Origin of the sequence: Microbacterium sp. NPDC057741 (assembly GCF_042798735.1) — a bacterium.
Taxonomy (GTDB): Bacteria; Actinomycetota; Actinomycetes; order Actinomycetales; family Microbacteriaceae; genus Microbacterium.
Map to the genome: position 1 here is coordinate 49,360 of NZ_JBHVJW010000006.1, position 17,026 is coordinate 66,385.

The window sequence follows — 17,026 nt, forward strand, 5'->3', positions numbered from 1 at the left end:
AGCGGATGGGCGGTTCCCGATGCGGGAGGTCAGGGATGCTTTTCGGTGGTGTACGCGCTTGGGGCCGCCGAAACCCATCCCTGAGTGGGTGGGGGTCAGAGGTCGATCGGGCGCTCGTCCGCGGCATCCCAGGGGATGGTCCAGCCGGCGGCGTCGAACAGGCCGTCGAGAACCATGGCAGTGAAGCCCCACACGATCGTGCCGTCGACGTCGAACGCCGGGCCGCGGAACGTCATACCGGCGCGGCTGAGCACCGAGGTGAACCGGGTCGCGGGGTCGAGCAGCTGCGCCACGGGGACCCGGAACACCTCGACCGTCTCGTGATGGTCGACAGCGGCGACGCGCGACGGCGACCGCCACCAGGCGAGCACCGGAGTCACGAGGTGGTTGCTCGCATCGAGCGGGATCTCGGGCAGCGTCGCCAGCACCTCGACGCCGTCGGGATCGAGTCCGGTCTCCTCCTGCGCCTCGCGCAGCGCGGTCGCCGTCACGTCGGCATCCGACGCTTCGCGCCGGCCGCCAGGGAACGACACCTGCCCCGGGTGCGACGACAGCGTCGCTGCGCGCCGCTGCAGCAGCACATCGAGGTCGGCCGCGACCGTGGTCTCGTCCGAGGTGGCCGGGATGCTGTCCAGCCGCCCGAACAGCATGAGGACGGATGCCGGATGCGCGGGCTGCGCCCCCCGCGGGTACCTCGCCGCCCAGTCGGCGCCGTGCGCGGCGGCGGCGATCAGCTCGGCGCGGGCCCCGGTAACCGTCTTCTGCGAAGTCACCCGTCGAGCCTATGCCCGTGGGGTGCTCCCGGCTCCGTGCGCCCCGCGCCTCCGCCGCGTCGGGCCGGTGCGGTGCCCGCTCGGGTCGCAGTTCGTCACGCTCTGACGGTGTCGTTCCGGCTCGGGTCGCAGTTCGTCACGCTCTGCTGGCCGGACCCCGGGACGAACTGCCACCGGAATGGCCCGGCCACCGCCCCGGGCTCTGCGCCGTCGTATTCCCGCTCGGGTCGCAGTTCGTCACGCTCTGATGACCGGATTCCGGGGCCAACTGCAACCTGGGCCGATCGTCGCGCCCCCGCGTACGCTGAAGCCCATGGCCACCCGCAGGATCGACACCGCTGACGGCCGCGCCGCGCTCGCGGCAGTCTCGAGCGGCGACGCCGCCCGCCCGCAGATCGCGATGGCCGTGCGCTATCTGCTGCAGCTGCTCGACGAGAAGGCGCCGGGCAACAGCGTCGAGGTGCGCGTGCCTCCGTTCGGCGCCGTGCAGGTCGTGCAAGGGCCGCGACACACGCGCGGCACCCCTCCGAACGTCGTCGAGATGGATGCCACCACCTGGATCGCCCTGGCCACCGGATCCGAGCAGTGGGCCGACGCCGTGGCCGCGGGCCGCGTCTCGGCATCCGGCACCCGCGCCGACATCGAGGCGCTCCTTCCGCTGCGTCCGTAGTCGACGTCGACCTCCACCGCTATGGTCGGGGGCATGCGGAGGATGCTGGCGGGGTTGATGATCGCGGCGGGCGCCTGCGCTCTGGCGGGATGCGCGGCCTTCGCGCCGCCGCCTCCGGACGACGCCGAAGTGCAGGAGTGGATGCAGCAGCAGAGCGACGATGCCGGAGCCAATGTCGGAATGATGGCGAGCTCGGCCGGGAGCGCGCCCGCCTCCGATGAAGAGGGCGTGACGCTCGCTTTCGAGAGCCCGACCGACGTCACTTCCATCGAGTTCTCCTGCTTCGGCGACGACGAGATGAGCGTCACGGTCTCAGTGCTGTCCGGCGATCAGGGCGGCAGCACCGGGATCGAGAACCTGCGCTGCGACGAGAGCCCGCATCGCCTGGAGAAGAGCATCCCGACGAGCGATCTCGATTCGATCAGCGCGAATGCCTCCAGCACCCACGGCTACGGCGCCTGGTCGGTCGTCTTGCGCTGACGGCGAGCGCATATCCGGACCGTGGGACAATGGATGCATGGCACGCAATGCATCCCGTGAGACCGTCGAGGCGAGGATCCGTCCCGTGCCGCGTTACGGCGTGTTCATGGGCGCCGGCGTGGTGCTCGGCATCATCGCCGCCCTGATCCTCACCGCGGTCGGCAGCTACGAGCCCTCAGAGGCCGCCGGGGTCGCGTACCCCGCGGGTCAGGTGTTCGGCTTCATGCTGCTGTGGACCGTGCCGATCGGCGTCGCGATCGGCGGAGTCGTGGCGCTCATCCTCGACCGCAGCGCCCGCAAGCACGCCCGTGTCGTGCAGGTGCAGCACGAGCGCGTCATCACGCCCGAGGCCTGAGCACCCGAGGCCTGAGCGCCCGAGGCCTGAGCGCTAAGCCAATTCGCCTATCACCGGCCTGATCGCCGAGTCGAATGCGACGACGTCGCGCCGCAGTCCGTCTGTGACCGCCACCGTCAGCGCGCCGATCCACCAGATGCCGCGCTGCGAGAGCGGCAGCACCTGCACGTTCAGCTCGAACGAGTGCGCGCGCCTGCCGATCTCGCGCTCGAACTCGGCGATCGCACTCGCGTAGGCACGGTAGGAGTCGCCCGAGGAGTTCACGGTCGCCACGTAGCGCTTGTGCGCATCGGTCGCGAAGTGCAGGGCGTGCGCGGCGTGCGGCGCGATCGCCGCGCGCAGCTCGTCCGCACCCGTCGCCGGCAGGGCGACCATCGTGTCGAAGCCGTCGATGAGTTCGAGGGGAACGTCGCTCCGGTGCGCGCGCGGCTCGACGGTCATGTCCCAGTACGAGCGCCACTGCTCTTCGACGGCGTCACTGGCATCCGCGGCATCCGGTGCGCGCACCTCGAGACCGCGCAGCGTCGGCATCTCCTCGGGTTCGCGCACGCCCAGCAGCTGCCGCAGCGCGAGCGCGATCAGCACCGGTGTGCCCGCGTCCTCGCGGATCAGCCACTGCGGCTTCTCGCTCATGGCCCCATCGTAGGAGGTCGCCTTCCCGAGGGGGCAAGAGTTCGTGCCTTCCGATCCGAGACTTCTTCTTCCGCATGAGACCGGTGCCCAGACGGGACGTGTCACCCGGACGCAGAAGTCTCGCGGGCGGAGCACGGCCCGACGCTCTCAGGCCTTCGTGCCGGGGGATGCCCGGAACTTCCACAGACGGCGAGCCGGTAGGCTGTCCTGGTGGCAGACTCCACCACCAATCCCTACGCAGCAGCAGGCGTCGACACCGCTGCCGGCGATCTGGCCGTCGAACTCATGAAGTCCTCCGTGCGCGCGACGCACGGGCCGGAAGTGCTCGGAGGTGTCGGCGGATTCGCGGGGCTCTTCGACGCGAGCGCATTGCGCGACTACCGGCATCCGCTGCTCGCGACCTCGACCGACGGCGTCGGCACGAAGGTGGCGATCGCGCAGGCGATCGACAAGCACGACACGATCGGGCAGGACCTGGTCGGCATGGTCGTGGATGACATCGTCGTGGTCGGCGCGAAGCCGCTGTTCATGACCGACTACATCGCGTGCGGCAAGGTCGTCCCGAACCGCATCGCCGACATCGTGCGCGGCATCGCGGATGCCTGCACGGCGACCGGCACCGCGCTGGTCGGCGGCGAGACCGCCGAGCACCCCGGACTGCTCGGGCCGGACGACTACGACGTCGCGGGCGCCGCGACCGGCGTCGTCGAGAAGGACGCCGTGCTCGGCGCCGAACTGGTGCGCGACGGTGACGCCGTCATCGCGCTGGCCTCGAGCGGCCTGCACTCCAACGGCTTCTCGCTGGTCCGTCACATCCTCACCGGCGCCGGCATCGGCTACGGCGATCGTGCCGAAGACCTCGGCGCCACCTGGGGCGAGGCGCTCCTCGAGCCGACCCGCCTGTACACGCTGCCGCTGCTGAAGCTCATCGACCGGCTTCCCGGTGCGGTGCACTCCCTCAGCCATGTCACCGGCGGCGGCATCGCCGCCAACCTCGCCCGCGTGCTGCCGCAGGGCAGCTGGGCCGAGGTCGACCGCGCGACCTGGTCGCCCGACCCGGTGTTCCGCGTGCTGGCCGACATCGCCGGCACCCAGCTGGAGCAGACCGAGGGCACCTGGAACCTGGGCATCGGGTTCCTCGCGATCGTCGACGGCGCGCAGGCGGATGCCGCGATCGCGGCCATCGAGGCGCAGGGCATCGCAGCCTGGCGTGCCGGCACGGTGCACATCGGCGCCGTCACCGGCGAAGGATTCGAACAGGGCGCCAAGGGCGTCGACGGCGGAGCGGTGCGCCTGGTGGGCGCGTACGCGGACGGAGCGAAGTAACACCCCATGTGCGGCATCGTCGGAATGGTCGGCAACGGCCCGGTCAACCAGGACATCTACGACGCACTCCTGCTGCTGCAGCACCGCGGGCAGGACGCCACGGGCATCGCCACGGCGGAGTCGACAGGCGTCATGCACATGGCGAAGGCGCAGGCGATGGTGCGCGAGGCGTTCCGCACCCGCGACATGCGCTCGCTGCTCGGCAGCGTCGGCCTCGGCCACGTGCGCTACGCCACGAAGGGCACCGCATCCAGCGAGGAAGAGGCGCAGCCGTTCTACGTGAATGCGCCTTACGGCATCGTGCTCATCCACAACGGCAACCTCACCAACACGCGTGAGTTGACCGTCGAGATGGAGCAGCGCGACCGCCGTCACCTGAACTCGTCGAGCGACACCGAGCTGCTGCTGAACGTGCTGGCGCACGAGCTGCAGACCTCGACGTCGCCGGTGGACCTCGACCCGGAGCGCATCTTCGAGGCCGTGGCGAACACGCACAAGCGCATCGAGGGCGCCTACGCGGTGATCGCGATCATCGCCGGGTACGGCCTGCTCGCGTTCCGCGACCCGTTCGGCATCCGTCCGCTGATCCTGGGCCGCCGCACCACGGCCGACCCCGGCGACGCCGACGAGTGGGTCGTCACCAGCGAGTCGCTGGTGCTCGAGAACGCCGACTACGAGATCGTCCGCGAGGTCGCCCCCGGCGAGGCCGTGTTCATCAGCAACGACGGCGAGCTGTTCTCGAAGCAGTGCGCCGAGAATCCGCAGCTCGCACCGTGCGCGTTCGAGTACGTGTACCTGGCCCGCCCCGACTCCGTGATGAACGGCGTCTCGGTGTACGAGTCGCGGCTGCGCATGGGGGAGAAGCTGGCCGACACGATCGCCAAGCACGTGCCGCGCGAGAAGATCGACGTGGTCATGCCGATCCCGGACTCCTCGCGCCCGGCCGCGATGGAGGTCGCCCGCAAGCTGGGCATCGAGTACCGCGAGGGCTTCTACAAGAACCGCTACGTGGGGCGCACGTTCATCATGCCCGGTCAGGCGGTGCGCAAGAAGAGCGTGCGGCAGAAGCTGAACGCCATGTCGACCGAGTTCAAGGGCAAGAACGTGCTGCTCATCGACGACTCGATCGTGCGCGGCACCACCAGCAAGCAGATCATCCAGATGGCGCGGGACGCCGGCGCGCTGTCGGTGACGTTCGCCTCGGCCGCGCCTCCCGTGCGCTACCCGCACGTCTACGGCATCAACATGCCGTCGAAGCATGAGCTCGTCGCGCACGGCCGCACGATCCCCGAGATCGCCGAGGAGCTCGGCTGCGACCACATCGTCTTCCAGGAGGTCGACGACCTCAAGGCGGCGATCACCGAGGGCACCGACCTGGTCGACCTCGACATGAGCTGCTTCGACGGCCGCTACGTCACCGGCACCGTCACGGAGGAGTACCTGGACTGGGTGGAGAGGTCGCAGACTTCGTGACCTCCGGCGCATCCACGGCGGTGCGCCCTCTCTGGCGGGGGCGCGCGCTCGCGGTGCTCGGCATCATCCTGCTGGCGTTCTCGCTGCGCTCTGCGGTCGCCTCGCTCTCGCCGGTCGTCGGACTGATCGCGGCGGACTTCCCGGTGCCGCCGGTGGTGCTCGGGCTCATCGGAGCTGCGCCCCCGGTCTGCTACGCCGTGTTCGGGCTGGCGACGCCGTGGCTGGAGCGCAGGCTCGGCCTCGAGCGGATGACCGTCATCGCCGCGGCCCTGATCACCCTCGGCCTGGTGGCGCGCGGCTTCGCAGTGGACTCGGTCACGCTGATCGCCGCGACGGCTCTGGTGTTCGCCGGCGTCGGCACCGGCAACATCCTGCTGCCGCCACTGGTGAAGAAGTACTTCCCCGACCGGCTCGGCCTGATGATGACCGTGTACTCGGTCGCGATGGCCGCGTCGACGTTCCTTCCGCCGCTGATCGCGGTGCCGGTGGCGGATGCCGCGGGCTGGCGCGTCTCGCTCGCCGAGTGGGCCGTGTTCGCTGTGGCGGCGATGATCCCGTGGATCGTGCTGATGCTGCGCTCTTCCAGGGTCGTCCACTCCCCGGCCGCCCCGCGAGCGACGGAGGTGGTCGTTGAGGGAGCCGAAGGCGAGTCGAAACGCAGAGACGAAACGCGCCAGTCCGAGCGCGAGTTCGAGTCCGTCACCGGTCCGGTCGTCGTCGCTCCCGCCGACTCCCGCATCCTGAGCCGCCTGCCGCGATTGCCGCTGGCCTGGGCGATGACCTTCGTCTTCGGCGTCTCGGCGTCGATGGCGTACGTCTCGTTCGGCTGGCTGCCCCAGGTGATCGCCGATGTCGGCGGTGTCTCCGCAGCCGAGGCGGGCTTCCTGCTCGGAGTCTTCTCGGTGGTGGCGCTGCCCTGCTCGCTGGTGGTTCCCGGCCTGACGGTGCGGTATGCGTGGGCGACACCGGTGCTGCTGATCACCTCGGTGGTGACCGGGTCGATCGGCCTGCTCGGCCTGGTGCTCGCCCCGCAGGCGTTCCTGTACGGGTGGGTCGTGCTCTACGGGCTGACCGGCATCATGTTCCCGATGAGTCTCGCGCTGCTCAGCATCCGCGCCCGCACGCACGAGAGCGCCGTGGCGCTGAGCGGTTTCGTGCAGAGCCTGGGCTACGGATTCGCCGCGATCTTCCCGATCCTGTTCGGCGTGCTGCACGGCGCGACGGGCGGATGGCAGGTGCCGCTGCTGATGATGGTGGTGCTGCTCGTGGCCGCCGTGCCGGCGGGCATCGTGATCGCGCGTCCGCTGACGATCGAGGATGCCTGGACGCGCCGTCACGGCAAGTGGTGACGGCCCCGGATCAGGGCTTGCCCAGGCTGAGCGTCAGGCAGTCGGTCCTGCCGTCGACCGGGAACACCCCGAGGCGTCCGTCGGCGAGCACGCAGGTGAACAGGTCGGGCACGCGGCCTGCGGTGCCGCCGACGGCGCCGATCTGCCAAGACGCTGCGCACTGGTTCTCGGCCGCTGTCACCCGGTCGGCCATCGCGGGCAGTTCACCGATGACGCCGTCCGTCGGCGCGGCGGACACCTCCGTCGAGGCCGATGACGTGTCGGCGGCCTGATAGCAGACCGAGCCGCTCTTCTCGGCGTCGGTGGCCTGTACGACGGCCAGGGCGCCGCCGGTGAGCAGCACCGCCGCGAGTGTGCTGCCGGCGAGGGTCATCACGCGCGACCGCCTGCGCTGCGCAGCATCTCGCGCCGAGATCCGTCTGCGGATCTCTTCGAACTGGGCCGCGTAGTACTCATCGACGTCAGCCATCGCTCGCCCCCCTCAGAATGTCGCCCCACCTCGTCGGCGAAGCAGCCACTCTCGGATCATTCCTCCGGTCGGTCGCACCCTTCGCACGGCCTCCTTGTAGGTCAGCCCGTGCACGAGGCACTGGCAGACGATCTCCTGGTCGATCGCGTCGAGACGAGCGACCGCGGCTTCGAGCGTAGCGGTCAGGGCCAGTTCTGCAACAGGGTCGAGCTCGGTGAGGGGCGCACGAGCAGATGGCGAGAGAGCCGAGGGGCGGGTGGAAGTGCGGGCCGTGGAGCGGACGCGCTCGGCGTTCGCGATCTGCTCCTGACCGATGGACAGCATCCACGGCAGGGCCGAACCGCCCGGCATCCGGTTCTCGTCCAGCCGTTCCCACGCGAAGGTGAACACCTCCTGCAGGACCTCATCGACAGTGTCCTCATCGGCCAGCTGCGAGCGGATCAGCGCGTGCACGGCCGGCACATGCCGGTGGAACAGGCTCTGGAAGGCGTCCGCGTCGCCACGACGAAACGCCGCCACCAGGGTGCGATCGGTCGCGAGGTCGGCGGGGGCGGATTTCTCGGGTGTGCCCTCCATCACCTCTATTCTCCCTGTAAATCGGGAAAATGGGTTCCCGAGCTTGTCGAAGCGCTCCGCACGGGGCAATCTGAGAGGACGTGTGATGAGACTCGGAGGGGTGCGATGAAGCGCAGGACGGCAATCAGGTCATCGGTCGCGGCGGTGTTCGGGGCGGTGATGCTGGTCGCATCGGCGCCGATGGCGGGCGCGCAGACCGCAGAACCGGATGCCGCGGACGCGGCCCAGCCGGAGCAGCACTGCGTGCAGAACATCGACACCGGAAGCCTGGTGTGCGCGGCATCCGAGGGTGAGCTCGGCGCGGCGGTCCTCGACGAGACCGGGAAGGTGCTCACCTACCAGCCGAACGGGGCACTGTCCCGTGCAGCGGTGAGCCCCGCGGCGACGTACGTGATCGGCACGTTCTACTCGTACCCGAACTACGGGGGCAGTTCGCGGACGCTGACGGGCTCGACCCCGTGCAGCTCGGGTGGCGCGTACAACTATCGTGACCTGTCGCTGATCGGCTGGAACAACGACATCGACTCGTTCAAGAGCTTCTCCGGCTGCATGACGAAGATCTGGGACGCCACGAACTTCAACGGCAGCGCCGCCTACGGGTACTTCACGAATGCGGCGGACCTCGGTTCGTGGCGCAACCGCGCCTCGTCGATCCGCTGGCAGTGAGCCGAGCGCTCAGCCGACGGTCACCTCGTCGCCGACGCGGATCACACCGCCGAAGCCGCTGAGGTCGTCGACGTCGCCGCTGACGACGCCTGCCTCGCTCTGGAGCAGCAGCAGACGGCCGAGCGTCGGCTCGGCCTGGCCCACGCGCTTGGTGAGCGTGGTGAGCACCTTCGCATCGCGCACACCGGTGTCGGGGTTCGCGTGGGTGGCGAGGCAGCGCACGATGGGTCCCTGCGTGGCCAGGGTCACATCGCCGATGCGCACCTCGCCGTTCCAGCGCAGCTCGTCCCAGGCCTCCACCCCGTCGATCACGACGTTCGAGCGGAAGCGGCGGCTGTCGATGCCCATCTCGAGGGCGTCGCCGAGCGCGGAGACGCTGGCCGTGCTGTGCACGGAGACGTACCCGCGGGAGCGGTCCTGGAACCGGGACTGCGCGCCGTCGCCGACCAGCGCGAGCGGCAGTCGCCCAGGCCGGCCCAGCCGCTTGGCGTCTGGCGAGGCCAGGACGAACTCGGTCAGCGCCTCGACCAGCTCGGCACGGCCGTCGTCATCGAGGCTCGCGTCGACCAGTACGGCGTCGTCGTGGCTGACCTGCACGCGCAGCGCTTCGTGGTCGTACCGCAGCCGAAGTGCGGCCAGCGCGGGGAACGTCTCCAGTGCGAGGCCCTTCGACTTCGGCCAGTAGTGCAGGCCGGCGTCGTCGAGCTCCGGGGTCGCGGCATCCGCGAACCGGAACGCAAGCACGCGGTCGCCGGCGATGCGGCCGTCCGCCTGCACGGTCAACTCCTCGCACTGCTCAGGGGTGAATCCCTTGACGGGATGGCGGTACAGGGCGACGACGCGAGGCATGCGACCCATCCTCTCATCCGCTCGCGCACCAGTAATCGAGGCGGATGCCCCATGCGGCGCCGCCCCGCCAGACTGACAGTGGGGGCATGGACACGAAGACGACTCCGGCATCCGCAGCGGCAGGCGTGACGAGCGCCCCGCATCTTCCGGATGGGGACGGGGAGAGATTCACCGGCTACGGCGTGCTCGGGCTGGCTTTCGACTCCGGGCAGTATCTCGCGCTGCGGGTGATGACGGCGACGACGATCGGCCCGGCGTACCGGGCCGTGTGGCACCGTGATTCCGCAGGCAGCTGGCACATGTACACCACCGCACCGCCCGACCTGAGCTGCCCGCGCTTCTTCAGCGCGGCCGCCACGCACGAGCGGGTTCCGGAGATCGTGCTGAGCTGGGCGTCTGCGGTGCGGTTGCGGGTGCAGATGCCGGGGATGCTGGACTGGGACATCCGGCTGCGTCCGACTCCTGCCACGCGAATGATGTCGGCGCTGGGAACCGCGCTGCCGGATGCCGCGCGCCGCAGCGATGCGCTGCTGGGCGTGATGGGGCCGATGGCACGCTCGATGATGCGCGCCGGACGGATGCGCCTGGTCGGCGTCGCCCCGAACAGGCAGCGCTTCCAGGTGGTGCCCACCCGGGTCTGGCGAGTCGACGGCAGCACCGCGGTGCTGAACGGCACCGACTTCGGCGCTCCGCGAGGGCTCGACGTGCAGAGTCGCCTCGGCGACTTCTGGATGCCGCAGCGCGGGCTCTTCTACGTCGGCGATGCGCGCTTCGAGACCTTCGACGCCGGCCGGCATCTCGACGTGGCCGATGCCGAGGCGGCGCGCTCTGGTGTCGGACATCCGATCGGCTGACAATGGTGACGTGAGCGCGCATGGGGGTGCTCCGACACGGGGCGAGACGATCGCGGCGCTGTCCGTCGCGATCGACCTCGGTCTCGGCCAGCCCGCCGAGCACATGCTGCGCGCCGCGATCCTGTCCTGCCGCATCGCGGACCGCCTCGGGCTGCCGGCCGCGCGCCGCGGCGGCGCGTACTACTCGACGTTGCTGATGTGGATCGGGTGCACCGCCGACTCGCAGGAGTACGCCCGCTGGTTCGGCGACGACATCGCCGTGCGCGCCGCGTCGTACACGGTGGACTGGGCGGGGCTGCCGTTCCTGCGCTTCCTGATGGCGCATGTCGCCGAGGGCCTCCCGCCCGTGACCCGCGCCGTCACGCTGGCCGAGATGATGACGGATGCCCGGGGCAACCTGTCCCGGATGCTGCACTCGCACTGCCTGTCGGCGTCACTGCTCGCGGCGCGGCTCGGGTTGTCCGATGAGGTGCAGTGCGCCATCGCGACGACTTTCGAGCGCTATGACGGGCGCGGGTTGCCGGCCGGTCTCTCGGGCGATGCGATCCCGATCGAGATGCGGATCGCGCAGTTGGCCGACGTCGCCGAGGTGCATCTTCGCCTCGGAGGAGCGGCGGGAGTCGCCGAGACGGTGCGCGCCCGGCGCGGCGGTCAGTTCGATCCGCAGGTGGCGGATGTCCTGCTCGCCGACGCCCGATCGCTGCTCGACCTTCCGCACGGAGCGGATGCCTGGTCGGCCGCGCTCGACTGCGCACCGGACCGCGACGAGGTGCTGCACGGCGATGCGCTCGATGCCGCGCTCGCCGCGATCGGCGACTTCGTCGACCTGAAGTGCCCGTTCATGCTCGGGCACGCCCGCGGGGTCGCACAGGTCGTGGACGCCGGTGCCCGAGCGATGGGGCTCACGGCGGAGGATTCCGCGGTGCTGCGGCGTGCCGGGTACCTGCACGACATCGGCCGGCTCGGCGTCTCGAATCTCATCTGGTCGAAGCCTGGGCCGCTCGACGACGCCGAATGGGAGCGTGTGCGCATGCATCCCTATCTCGGCACCCGGGTGCTCGCCCGTGTGCCGGGGCTGGCCGCCGAGGCCGCACTGATCGGCACGCACCACGAGGCCCTCGACGGTGGCGGGTACCCGTCAGGTGCACACGGGGCAGCGCTCGGTCGATCGGAAAGACTGCTCGCGGCGGCGGTCGCCTACCAGTCCGGACTCGAGCCGCGTCCGTACCGGGCGGCGCTCGACCCGGAGCAGGCCATGGCCCGGATCACGCGGCGGGTCGTCGCGGGAGAGCTGGATGCCGAGGCGGTCGCGGCCGTGGCCGCAGGCGCCGGCATCCGGCGTCCGCGCCCTGCGACGCCCGCCGGGCTCACCCCGCGCGAAGCGCAGATCCTCACGCTCGTCGCGCAGGGCAGGAGCAACCGCCAGATCGCTGCGGCCCTCTCGCTCAGCGAGAAGACCGTGCGCAATCACGTCGAGCACACCTACGCCAAGATCGGGGTCACCAACCGCGTGGGTGCCGGAATGTTCGCGATCGACCACGGGTTCGCCCCGGGAAGGGCGGTGTGAGGGTCCTCGACGCGCTCATCGCAGCGCGGGGAACTCCGCCTGCAGCACGGTCTCGCCGTCGAGCGTGCGCATCGTGAGGCCCAGCCCGGCGGCGTCGGCGGCGAGCTCGATCCAGGTCGCGGCCTCGTCATCGGCAGGGTCGGCGACAGGACCGCCGCCGATCACCTGGGCGTACCCGAACTCGTCGTCCGCGGGGATCATCGACCGGTAGTGCGTGTGGCCTGAGATCACGGCCTGCGCGCCCCATTCCTCCAGCGACTCGTGCCAGGCATCCCGGCAGGCCTTCGCGAACCAGTCGTACCCCTCGGCGTCGTAGTCCACCGGGGTCTCGTCCACCCAGCGCAGCGGGATGTGGCAGAACACCAGCCGGTACGGGGCATCGGCGATGCCGGGCCTGCGCACCTCCTCGCGCAACCAGGCGGCCTGCTCGGCGCGCAGCTGCTCGAGAGCCACTCGCCCGCGGAACGTCGGATGCGCGTCGGGCTTGTCCTCGCCGGTGTGCAGGAAGAGCGCCGCGACGGGGCCCACGCGCATCGAGTGGTACGGTCGTCCGTCCGGCATGGCGACATATTCCTGCAGGCGGAACGCCCAGTCGCCGCGAACGTCGTGGTTGCCGATCGTGACAGCCAGCGGGCGGGATCCAGTGATGTCGCGGCCCGCGGGGGCGAGCAGCGTCGCGGCGAACTCGTCTCGCGTCTTCCAGTCGTTGCAGAGGTCGCCGTTCCAGACCAGCAGATCGACGGACGGGGTCTGATCGTCGAGAGCCTGCAGCGTGGCGGCATCCTGATGGGTGTCGTTCCATACCGCGATGCGGGCTGCCGGGGCATCCCTGTCGGGCAGCAGCACCCTCCGCCACTCCGTGACGTGTCGATCCTCCGGGCCGCCGACGGCCTCGGTGATCGCGCGCACCTCGACGACGGCGCCGGCCGGCAGGCCCGCCGCGCGCACCCGCAGGATCTCCTCGCCCTGCGGCACCATGCCGAACCGATCCATCCGGCACTCGCCGGACTCGCGCGAGGTGCGCCATTCCAGCCGGCCGCGGCTGAGCCGGCTCACCGCCCACAGCGCCTCGAAGCCGTCCGGCCGTGGGGCCATGATCGAGAGCGGAGTGGTGACGAGGGCGGTCATCGAATGCTCCCGGCGAGGTCGAGGGTGAAGCGGTAGCTCAGATCGTCATCGAACCACATCCTGAAGTTCGTCCCCCACACGTTGTTGTGCAGATTGACGTGGAATCCGTCCTCGGGCTGGGCGTCGCGGTTCTCGAACCGCAGAAGCTGCGGCTCGCCGACGGCGACGAGCGGAGCGTCGGCGGATGCCAGGACGAGAGCCTGCTCGCCGCTGCGGCGCACGGCCTCGACGGCGTGCAGTGAGCGGTTCCCGCCGCGCACGACCCGGGTGGGGTCGACCGCGGTGCCGAGCTTGTCCAGGCTCCACGCGCCCGTGGCGGGCAGCGGCCGGAACGCGAACCAGCTCGCCTCGGGCAGCCGCGATGCGTCCCTGCCCGCGACATCGAGACGGATGTCGATGGCGCCGGAACCGTGCGGGAAGGTGAACACGGCTGTGACCCGACGCGGCGCACCCCAGTGCGTCGTCGCGGAATCGGGCATCGTCATCCGAACGGTCGCGGTGCCCGCATCCGTTCCGTCCACGATGTCGATTCCGAGGACGACCGGCCGGAACAGAGAGGCCGGCAGGTCGCCGGCGATCGACAGCCCCGGTTTGCTCTGATCCGGGACCGCCCACATGTCGGTGTTCTCGCGGTCGCGGCAGTACTGAGTCATCCAGAGCTGCTCGTCGCGCTCGTCGAAGGTCTGGAACGAGAAGGCCCCCAGGTGGTGCTCGGGGCCGGCCCATGAGCGCCCGTGCTCGTCGTCGAGCAGATCGATCGAGCCGTCCTCGGCGAAGCGCACCCGGAACCGGCCGAGCTCGAGGATCTCGCCCGGCTCCGCCGTGCGGACGGCCGGTGCGGCATCCGATCTCGGGACCAGCGCCGCGAGCGCGTCCGCTGCCGCGGTTCGGCGGTGCGGCGCGAGCGCCTCCAGGGCGCGGTTCAGGTGCGCGCGCTGCTCGGCCCACGACGCCTCGAACCCGGAGTACGTCAGGCCCTGCGGTGACGGATGCTCGGCCCACGCCCAGTCGTACGCCTTCGTCGCCGGCGGATTCTGTGACGGATCGATCGCATCCCTGGCCCGCGCCGCGGCGAAGTCGGGCTTGCGGTAGTTCACGTAGTCGGGCAGGAACGTCTTGAGATCCTCGCCCCAGGTGTGCTCGACGACCCGCAGCAGCCACTCGCTGAACACGTCGTGCTCTGCCGTTCCCGCAGCGAGCTCTCCGGATGCCAGCCAGTCCCGGCGCAGCGCGAGCAGCGCGCGCAGCCCGGCGGTGAGCAGCGGGTCGGCGCCCGCGCCGTGGATCCAGGAGTCGGCGATCTCGTCTTCGACGATGGGTAGGATCGCGCGCTGCGCCACCAGCGCCGCCGCGAAGTCGTCGAGACCGCTCGCCACGATCTCGGCATCCGGATGCTGGGCGGCGAGCCGCTGGAACAGGTCCTCGACCTCGTCGGCGCTGGGCGGGCCGAGGTTGTCGCCTGTGTGCGCGAGGTGCAGGCCGACGCGCTTGTCGGGGGTGAACGTGACGTCGAGCCCCTCGGCCCCGTAGCTGCGCGCATAGTGCACGACCAGCTCGCTGCCCTCGGGCGCCCGCCAGCGGAAGAACTCCGGCACCTCGGGCACGGCGGAGGCGCCGTTGACGCCGATGTGCAGGTAGTCGACGCCGCCGGCGGTCAGCACGGGCACCAGGCCGATCGTGTGCCCCGGCACGTCCGTCATCTTGGCAGCCGTCGTGCGCCGCCCGTATCGCGCGTCGAGGTCGGCTGCGATCGACAGCGCGTACTCGGCGAGCGAGCGGTCCATCAGCTCGGTGTGCGTGGTGAGGGGGAGCGCGTGCCAGCGGATGTCCCCGCGGCGGATCGCCGCATCCAGCCGTGCTCGCAGGTCGGGCTCGCCTGTGCGCAGCGCGTGGTGGATCATCCAGGAGCCGGTCGTCCAGACGAAGCGGGCCCGGCCGCCGCGGCGCTCGAGCTCCTCGGCCAGGTCCATCGCCTTGGGCAGATACGAGTCCAGGTAGCGCCGGATGACGGTGTCGGCGAGCGCTGTGAACCCGACATCCAGGTGGGTCTTGAAGACGACATGGATCGTCGCGGCCATGCGGGTTCTCTCCTTCGAGAAGATCGATCGGACGGATGATTGTTTACGTAATCAATTCTGATGTATGTTCCATTGGTGACGCAACCAACACGAGGAGGTGGGCACATGGACTGGTGGCGCACGGCTGTCATCTACCAGGTGTATCCGCGCTCTTTCGCGGACTCCGACGGTGACGGGATCGGCGACCTGCGGGGGATCATCTCGCGGCTGGACGCCCTCGAGGAACTGGGCGTCGACGCACTCTGGCTCTCGCCTTTCTACACGTCACCGCAGCGCGACGGCGGCTACGACGTCGCCGACTACTGCGACGTCGATCCGCTCTTCGGCTCGCTCGCCGACTTCGACGACCTGGTGCTCGCCGTGCACCACAGGGGGATGCGGCTGATCGTCGACATCGTGCCCAATCACTCCAGCGCGGAGCATCCGTGGTTCCGGGCCGCGCTGGCCTCGCCGCGGGGAAGCGCCGAGCGGGCACGGTACCTGTTCCGCGACGGGCGAGGTCCGCGGGGCGACGAGCCGCCGAACGGCTGGCGCTCCGGGTTCGGCGGTCCTGCATGGACGCGTGAGCCGAACTCCTCCGACGCTGAGGCGCAGTGGTATCTGCATCTCTTCGACTCCTCGCAGCCCGACTTCGACTGGCGCAGCCCCGAGGTGCGCGACGAGTTCCTGCGCATCCTGCGCTTCTGGCTCGACCGCGGCGTGGACGGCTTCCGCGTCGACGTAGCCAGCAGCCTGGTCAAGGCCGATGGCCTTCCCGACGCGGACGACGAGGATCCGGCTCCCTGGGAGGGGCAGCCCGAGGTGCACGAGATCTACCGCTCCTGGCGGCGCCTGCTCGAGGAGTACGGCGACGACCGGATCCTCGTCGCGGAGTCGTGGATCAAGCCGCGAAGTCGTCGTGCCGACTGGGTGCGCCCCGACGAGATGCATCAGGCGTTCAACGATCTCTTCGACGAATGGGATGCGGCATCGCTGCGCGAGACGATCGCCGACACGATCGAGGCGTTCGAGCGCGTGGGCGCCCCTCCGACCTGGGTGCTGTCGAACCACGACTCGGTCCGGCACGCCACGAGCCTCATGCTCGGGCATCCGCGCCCCGTCGGAGGTGTCGGCCCGCGCACGCCGGGCCTGCCGGATCGCGCCGCCGGCGAGCGGCGCGCACGTGCGGCCGCGGCGATGATGCTCGCGCTGCCCGGCTCGGCCTACCTGTATCAGGGCGAGGAGCTCGGGCTGCCCGAGGTGACCGACCTGCCGGACGACTCCCGTCGCGACCCCACCTGGTTCCGCACCGACGGTGCGCAGTACGGCAGGGACGGATGCCGGGTCCCACTGCCCTGGGAGGCTGACACGCCGTCTTACGGATTCGGCCCCGGCGACGCGTCCTGGCTGCCGCAGCCGGCGCTGTGGGCCGAGCTCGCGCGGGATCGGCAGCGCCGCTCGCCCGACTCGGCACTCGCGCTGTACCGCACGCTGATCGAGACGCGTCGACGGCTCGGTCTGGGGGCGGGCGCGGTGCAGTGGATGGACGGGTTCCCGGCATCCGTCCTCGCATTCCGCAACGGCGACGTGAGTGTGTTCGCGAACACCGGCGACGAGGTCGTCGCGCTGCCTGCGGGGCGCGTGCTGCTCGACAGCAGGCCCGAGGGCGGTGATTCGCTCGCTCCGGACGCGACCGTGTGGATGACCGATATCAGCCCGTGACCTGCGGCGCTTGTTTACGTAACCAAAACCCGTCTAGTATCCATTGATAACGTAACCAATCACGAGGAAGTGAGAGTCT

Annotated in this window: 17 protein-coding genes; 10 read left to right on the forward strand and 7 right to left on the reverse strand. The window is 70.3% G+C overall.

The window, feature by feature from the left end:
* Positions 1-95 precede the first annotated feature (95 nt).
* On the reverse strand, positions 96-773 hold the full coding sequence (locus ACFVDO_RS16940) for an NUDIX hydrolase (RefSeq protein ID WP_378857847.1): 678 nt from the start codon (positions 771-773) through the stop codon (positions 96-98).
* Between the two features lie 313 nt (positions 774-1,086).
* Here ACFVDO_RS16940 and ACFVDO_RS16945 point away from each other — a divergent pair, with 313 nt between their 5' ends.
* The 3 genes from ACFVDO_RS16945 to ACFVDO_RS16955 are packed head-to-tail and all read left to right on the forward strand — an operon-like array spanning position 1,087 to position 2,278.
* Complete coding sequence (locus ACFVDO_RS16945) at positions 1,087-1,443, forward strand: sterol carrier family protein (RefSeq protein ID WP_378857846.1); 357 nt, start codon at positions 1,087-1,089, stop codon at positions 1,441-1,443.
* Between the two features lie 33 nt (positions 1,444-1,476).
* Positions 1,477-1,923: a hypothetical protein gene (locus ACFVDO_RS16950; RefSeq protein WP_378857845.1), complete on the forward strand. Its 447-nt coding sequence runs from the start codon at positions 1,477-1,479 to the stop codon at positions 1,921-1,923.
* Positions 1,924-1,960: 37 nt separating this feature from the next.
* A complete protein-coding gene (locus ACFVDO_RS16955; protein ID WP_378857844.1) occupies positions 1,961-2,278 on the forward strand; it encodes a potassium transporter Trk in 318 nt (105 codons plus the stop codon).
* 33 nt (positions 2,279-2,311) lie between these two features.
* Here the strand turns inward: ACFVDO_RS16955 and ACFVDO_RS16960 are convergent, their stop codons facing one another.
* Entirely contained in the window at positions 2,312-2,911 is a 600-nt protein-coding gene (locus ACFVDO_RS16960) for a zinc-binding alcohol dehydrogenase (RefSeq protein ID WP_378857843.1), read from the reverse strand.
* Between the two features lie 210 nt (positions 2,912-3,121).
* Here ACFVDO_RS16960 and purM point away from each other — a divergent pair, with 210 nt between their 5' ends.
* The 3 genes from purM to ACFVDO_RS16975 are packed head-to-tail and all read left to right on the forward strand — an operon-like array spanning position 3,122 to position 7,059.
* A complete protein-coding gene (gene purM, locus ACFVDO_RS16965) occupies positions 3,122-4,237 on the forward strand; it encodes a phosphoribosylformylglycinamidine cyclo-ligase (protein ID WP_378857842.1) in 1,116 nt (371 codons plus the stop codon).
* Between the two features lie 6 nt (positions 4,238-4,243).
* On the forward strand, positions 4,244-5,710 hold the full coding sequence (purF, locus tag ACFVDO_RS16970; RefSeq protein ID WP_378857841.1) for an amidophosphoribosyltransferase: 1,467 nt from the start codon (positions 4,244-4,246) through the stop codon (positions 5,708-5,710).
* Positions 5,707-7,059, forward strand: coding sequence for a CynX/NimT family MFS transporter (locus ACFVDO_RS16975; protein WP_378857840.1), 1,353 nt, complete (start codon positions 5,707-5,709; stop codon positions 7,057-7,059). The genes purF and ACFVDO_RS16975 overlap by 4 nt, the downstream gene beginning before the upstream one ends.
* Positions 7,060-7,069: 10 nt before the next feature.
* On the opposite strand, the gene ACFVDO_RS16980 is transcribed toward ACFVDO_RS16975, so the two are convergent.
* Positions 7,070-7,528, reverse strand: a complete 459-nt coding sequence (locus ACFVDO_RS16980; protein WP_378857839.1) for a hypothetical protein — start codon at positions 7,526-7,528, stop codon at positions 7,070-7,072.
* A 12-nt stretch (positions 7,529-7,540) separates the two neighbouring features.
* A complete protein-coding gene (locus ACFVDO_RS16985) occupies positions 7,541-8,104 on the reverse strand; it encodes an RNA polymerase sigma factor (RefSeq protein ID WP_378857838.1) in 564 nt (187 codons plus the stop codon).
* Positions 8,105-8,209: 105 nt separating this feature from the next.
* On the opposite strand from ACFVDO_RS16985, the gene ACFVDO_RS16990 reads away from it, so the two are divergent.
* Entirely contained in the window at positions 8,210-8,770 is a 561-nt protein-coding gene (locus tag ACFVDO_RS16990) for a hypothetical protein (RefSeq protein ID WP_378857837.1), read from the forward strand.
* Between the two features lie 9 nt (positions 8,771-8,779).
* Here the strand turns inward: ACFVDO_RS16990 and ACFVDO_RS16995 are convergent, their stop codons facing one another.
* Positions 8,780-9,619: an MOSC domain-containing protein gene (locus tag ACFVDO_RS16995; RefSeq protein ID WP_378857836.1), complete on the reverse strand. Its 840-nt coding sequence runs from the start codon at positions 9,617-9,619 to the stop codon at positions 8,780-8,782.
* A gap of 86 nt (positions 9,620-9,705) precedes the next feature.
* Here ACFVDO_RS16995 and ACFVDO_RS17000 point away from each other — a divergent pair, with 86 nt between their 5' ends.
* A complete protein-coding gene (locus ACFVDO_RS17000) occupies positions 9,706-10,473 on the forward strand; it encodes a hypothetical protein (protein ID WP_378857835.1) in 768 nt (255 codons plus the stop codon).
* 10 nt (positions 10,474-10,483) lie between these two features.
* Positions 10,484-12,040 carry an HD domain-containing phosphohydrolase gene (locus ACFVDO_RS17005; protein WP_378857834.1) on the forward strand — a complete coding sequence of 519 codons (1,557 nt, stop codon included), beginning with the start codon at positions 10,484-10,486 and terminating at the stop codon, positions 12,038-12,040.
* A 15-nt stretch (positions 12,041-12,055) separates the two neighbouring features.
* Here the strand turns inward: ACFVDO_RS17005 and ACFVDO_RS17010 are convergent, their stop codons facing one another.
* Both ACFVDO_RS17010 and ACFVDO_RS17015 read right to left on the reverse strand, forming a co-directional pair.
* Positions 12,056-13,168, reverse strand: coding sequence for a metallophosphoesterase family protein (locus ACFVDO_RS17010; protein ID WP_378857833.1), 1,113 nt, complete (start codon positions 13,166-13,168; stop codon positions 12,056-12,058).
* The gene (locus ACFVDO_RS17015) at positions 13,165-15,246 is read right to left on the reverse strand and encodes a DUF5054 domain-containing protein (RefSeq protein WP_378857832.1); all 2,082 of its coding nucleotides are present in this window, start codon (positions 15,244-15,246) and stop codon (positions 13,165-13,167) included. The genes ACFVDO_RS17010 and ACFVDO_RS17015 overlap by 4 nt, the downstream gene beginning before the upstream one ends.
* Positions 15,247-15,306: 60 nt before the next feature.
* On the opposite strand from ACFVDO_RS17015, the gene ACFVDO_RS17020 reads away from it, so the two are divergent.
* Positions 15,307-16,947, forward strand: coding sequence for a glycoside hydrolase family 13 protein (locus ACFVDO_RS17020; protein ID WP_378857831.1), 1,641 nt, complete (start codon positions 15,307-15,309; stop codon positions 16,945-16,947).
* Positions 16,948-17,026: the final 79 nt, after the last annotated feature.

What these genes read in the sequence shown, in the direction of transcription:
- ACFVDO_RS17000 (WP_378857835.1), top strand. Translation starts at nt 9,706, where the DNA reads ATGGACACGAAGACGACTCCGGCATCCGCAGCGGCAGGCGTGACGAGC.
- purF (WP_378857841.1), top strand. Translation starts at nt 4,244, where the DNA reads ATGTGCGGCATCGTCGGAATGGTCGGCAACGGCCCGGTCAACCAGGAC.
- ACFVDO_RS16960 (WP_378857843.1), bottom strand. Translation starts at nt 2,911, where the DNA reads ATGAGCGAGAAGCCGCAGTGGCTGATCCGCGAGGACGCGGGCACACCG.
- ACFVDO_RS17015 (WP_378857832.1), bottom strand. Translation starts at nt 15,246, where the DNA reads ATGGCCGCGACGATCCATGTCGTCTTCAAGACCCACCTGGATGTCGGG.
- ACFVDO_RS16990 (WP_378857837.1), top strand. Translation starts at nt 8,210, where the DNA reads ATGAAGCGCAGGACGGCAATCAGGTCATCGGTCGCGGCGGTGTTCGGG.
- ACFVDO_RS16980 (WP_378857839.1), bottom strand. Translation starts at nt 7,528, where the DNA reads ATGGCTGACGTCGATGAGTACTACGCGGCCCAGTTCGAAGAGATCCGC.
- ACFVDO_RS16950 (WP_378857845.1), top strand. Translation starts at nt 1,477, where the DNA reads ATGCGGAGGATGCTGGCGGGGTTGATGATCGCGGCGGGCGCCTGCGCT.
- ACFVDO_RS16995 (WP_378857836.1), bottom strand. Translation starts at nt 9,619, where the DNA reads ATGCCTCGCGTCGTCGCCCTGTACCGCCATCCCGTCAAGGGATTCACC.
- ACFVDO_RS16955 (WP_378857844.1), top strand. Translation starts at nt 1,961, where the DNA reads ATGGCACGCAATGCATCCCGTGAGACCGTCGAGGCGAGGATCCGTCCC.
- ACFVDO_RS17020 (WP_378857831.1), top strand. Translation starts at nt 15,307, where the DNA reads ATGTATGTTCCATTGGTGACGCAACCAACACGAGGAGGTGGGCACATG.
- ACFVDO_RS16945 (WP_378857846.1), top strand. Translation starts at nt 1,087, where the DNA reads ATGGCCACCCGCAGGATCGACACCGCTGACGGCCGCGCCGCGCTCGCG.
- ACFVDO_RS17010 (WP_378857833.1), bottom strand. Translation starts at nt 13,168, where the DNA reads ATGACCGCCCTCGTCACCACTCCGCTCTCGATCATGGCCCCACGGCCG.
- ACFVDO_RS16985 (WP_378857838.1), bottom strand. Translation starts at nt 8,104, where the DNA reads ATGGAGGGCACACCCGAGAAATCCGCCCCCGCCGACCTCGCGACCGAT.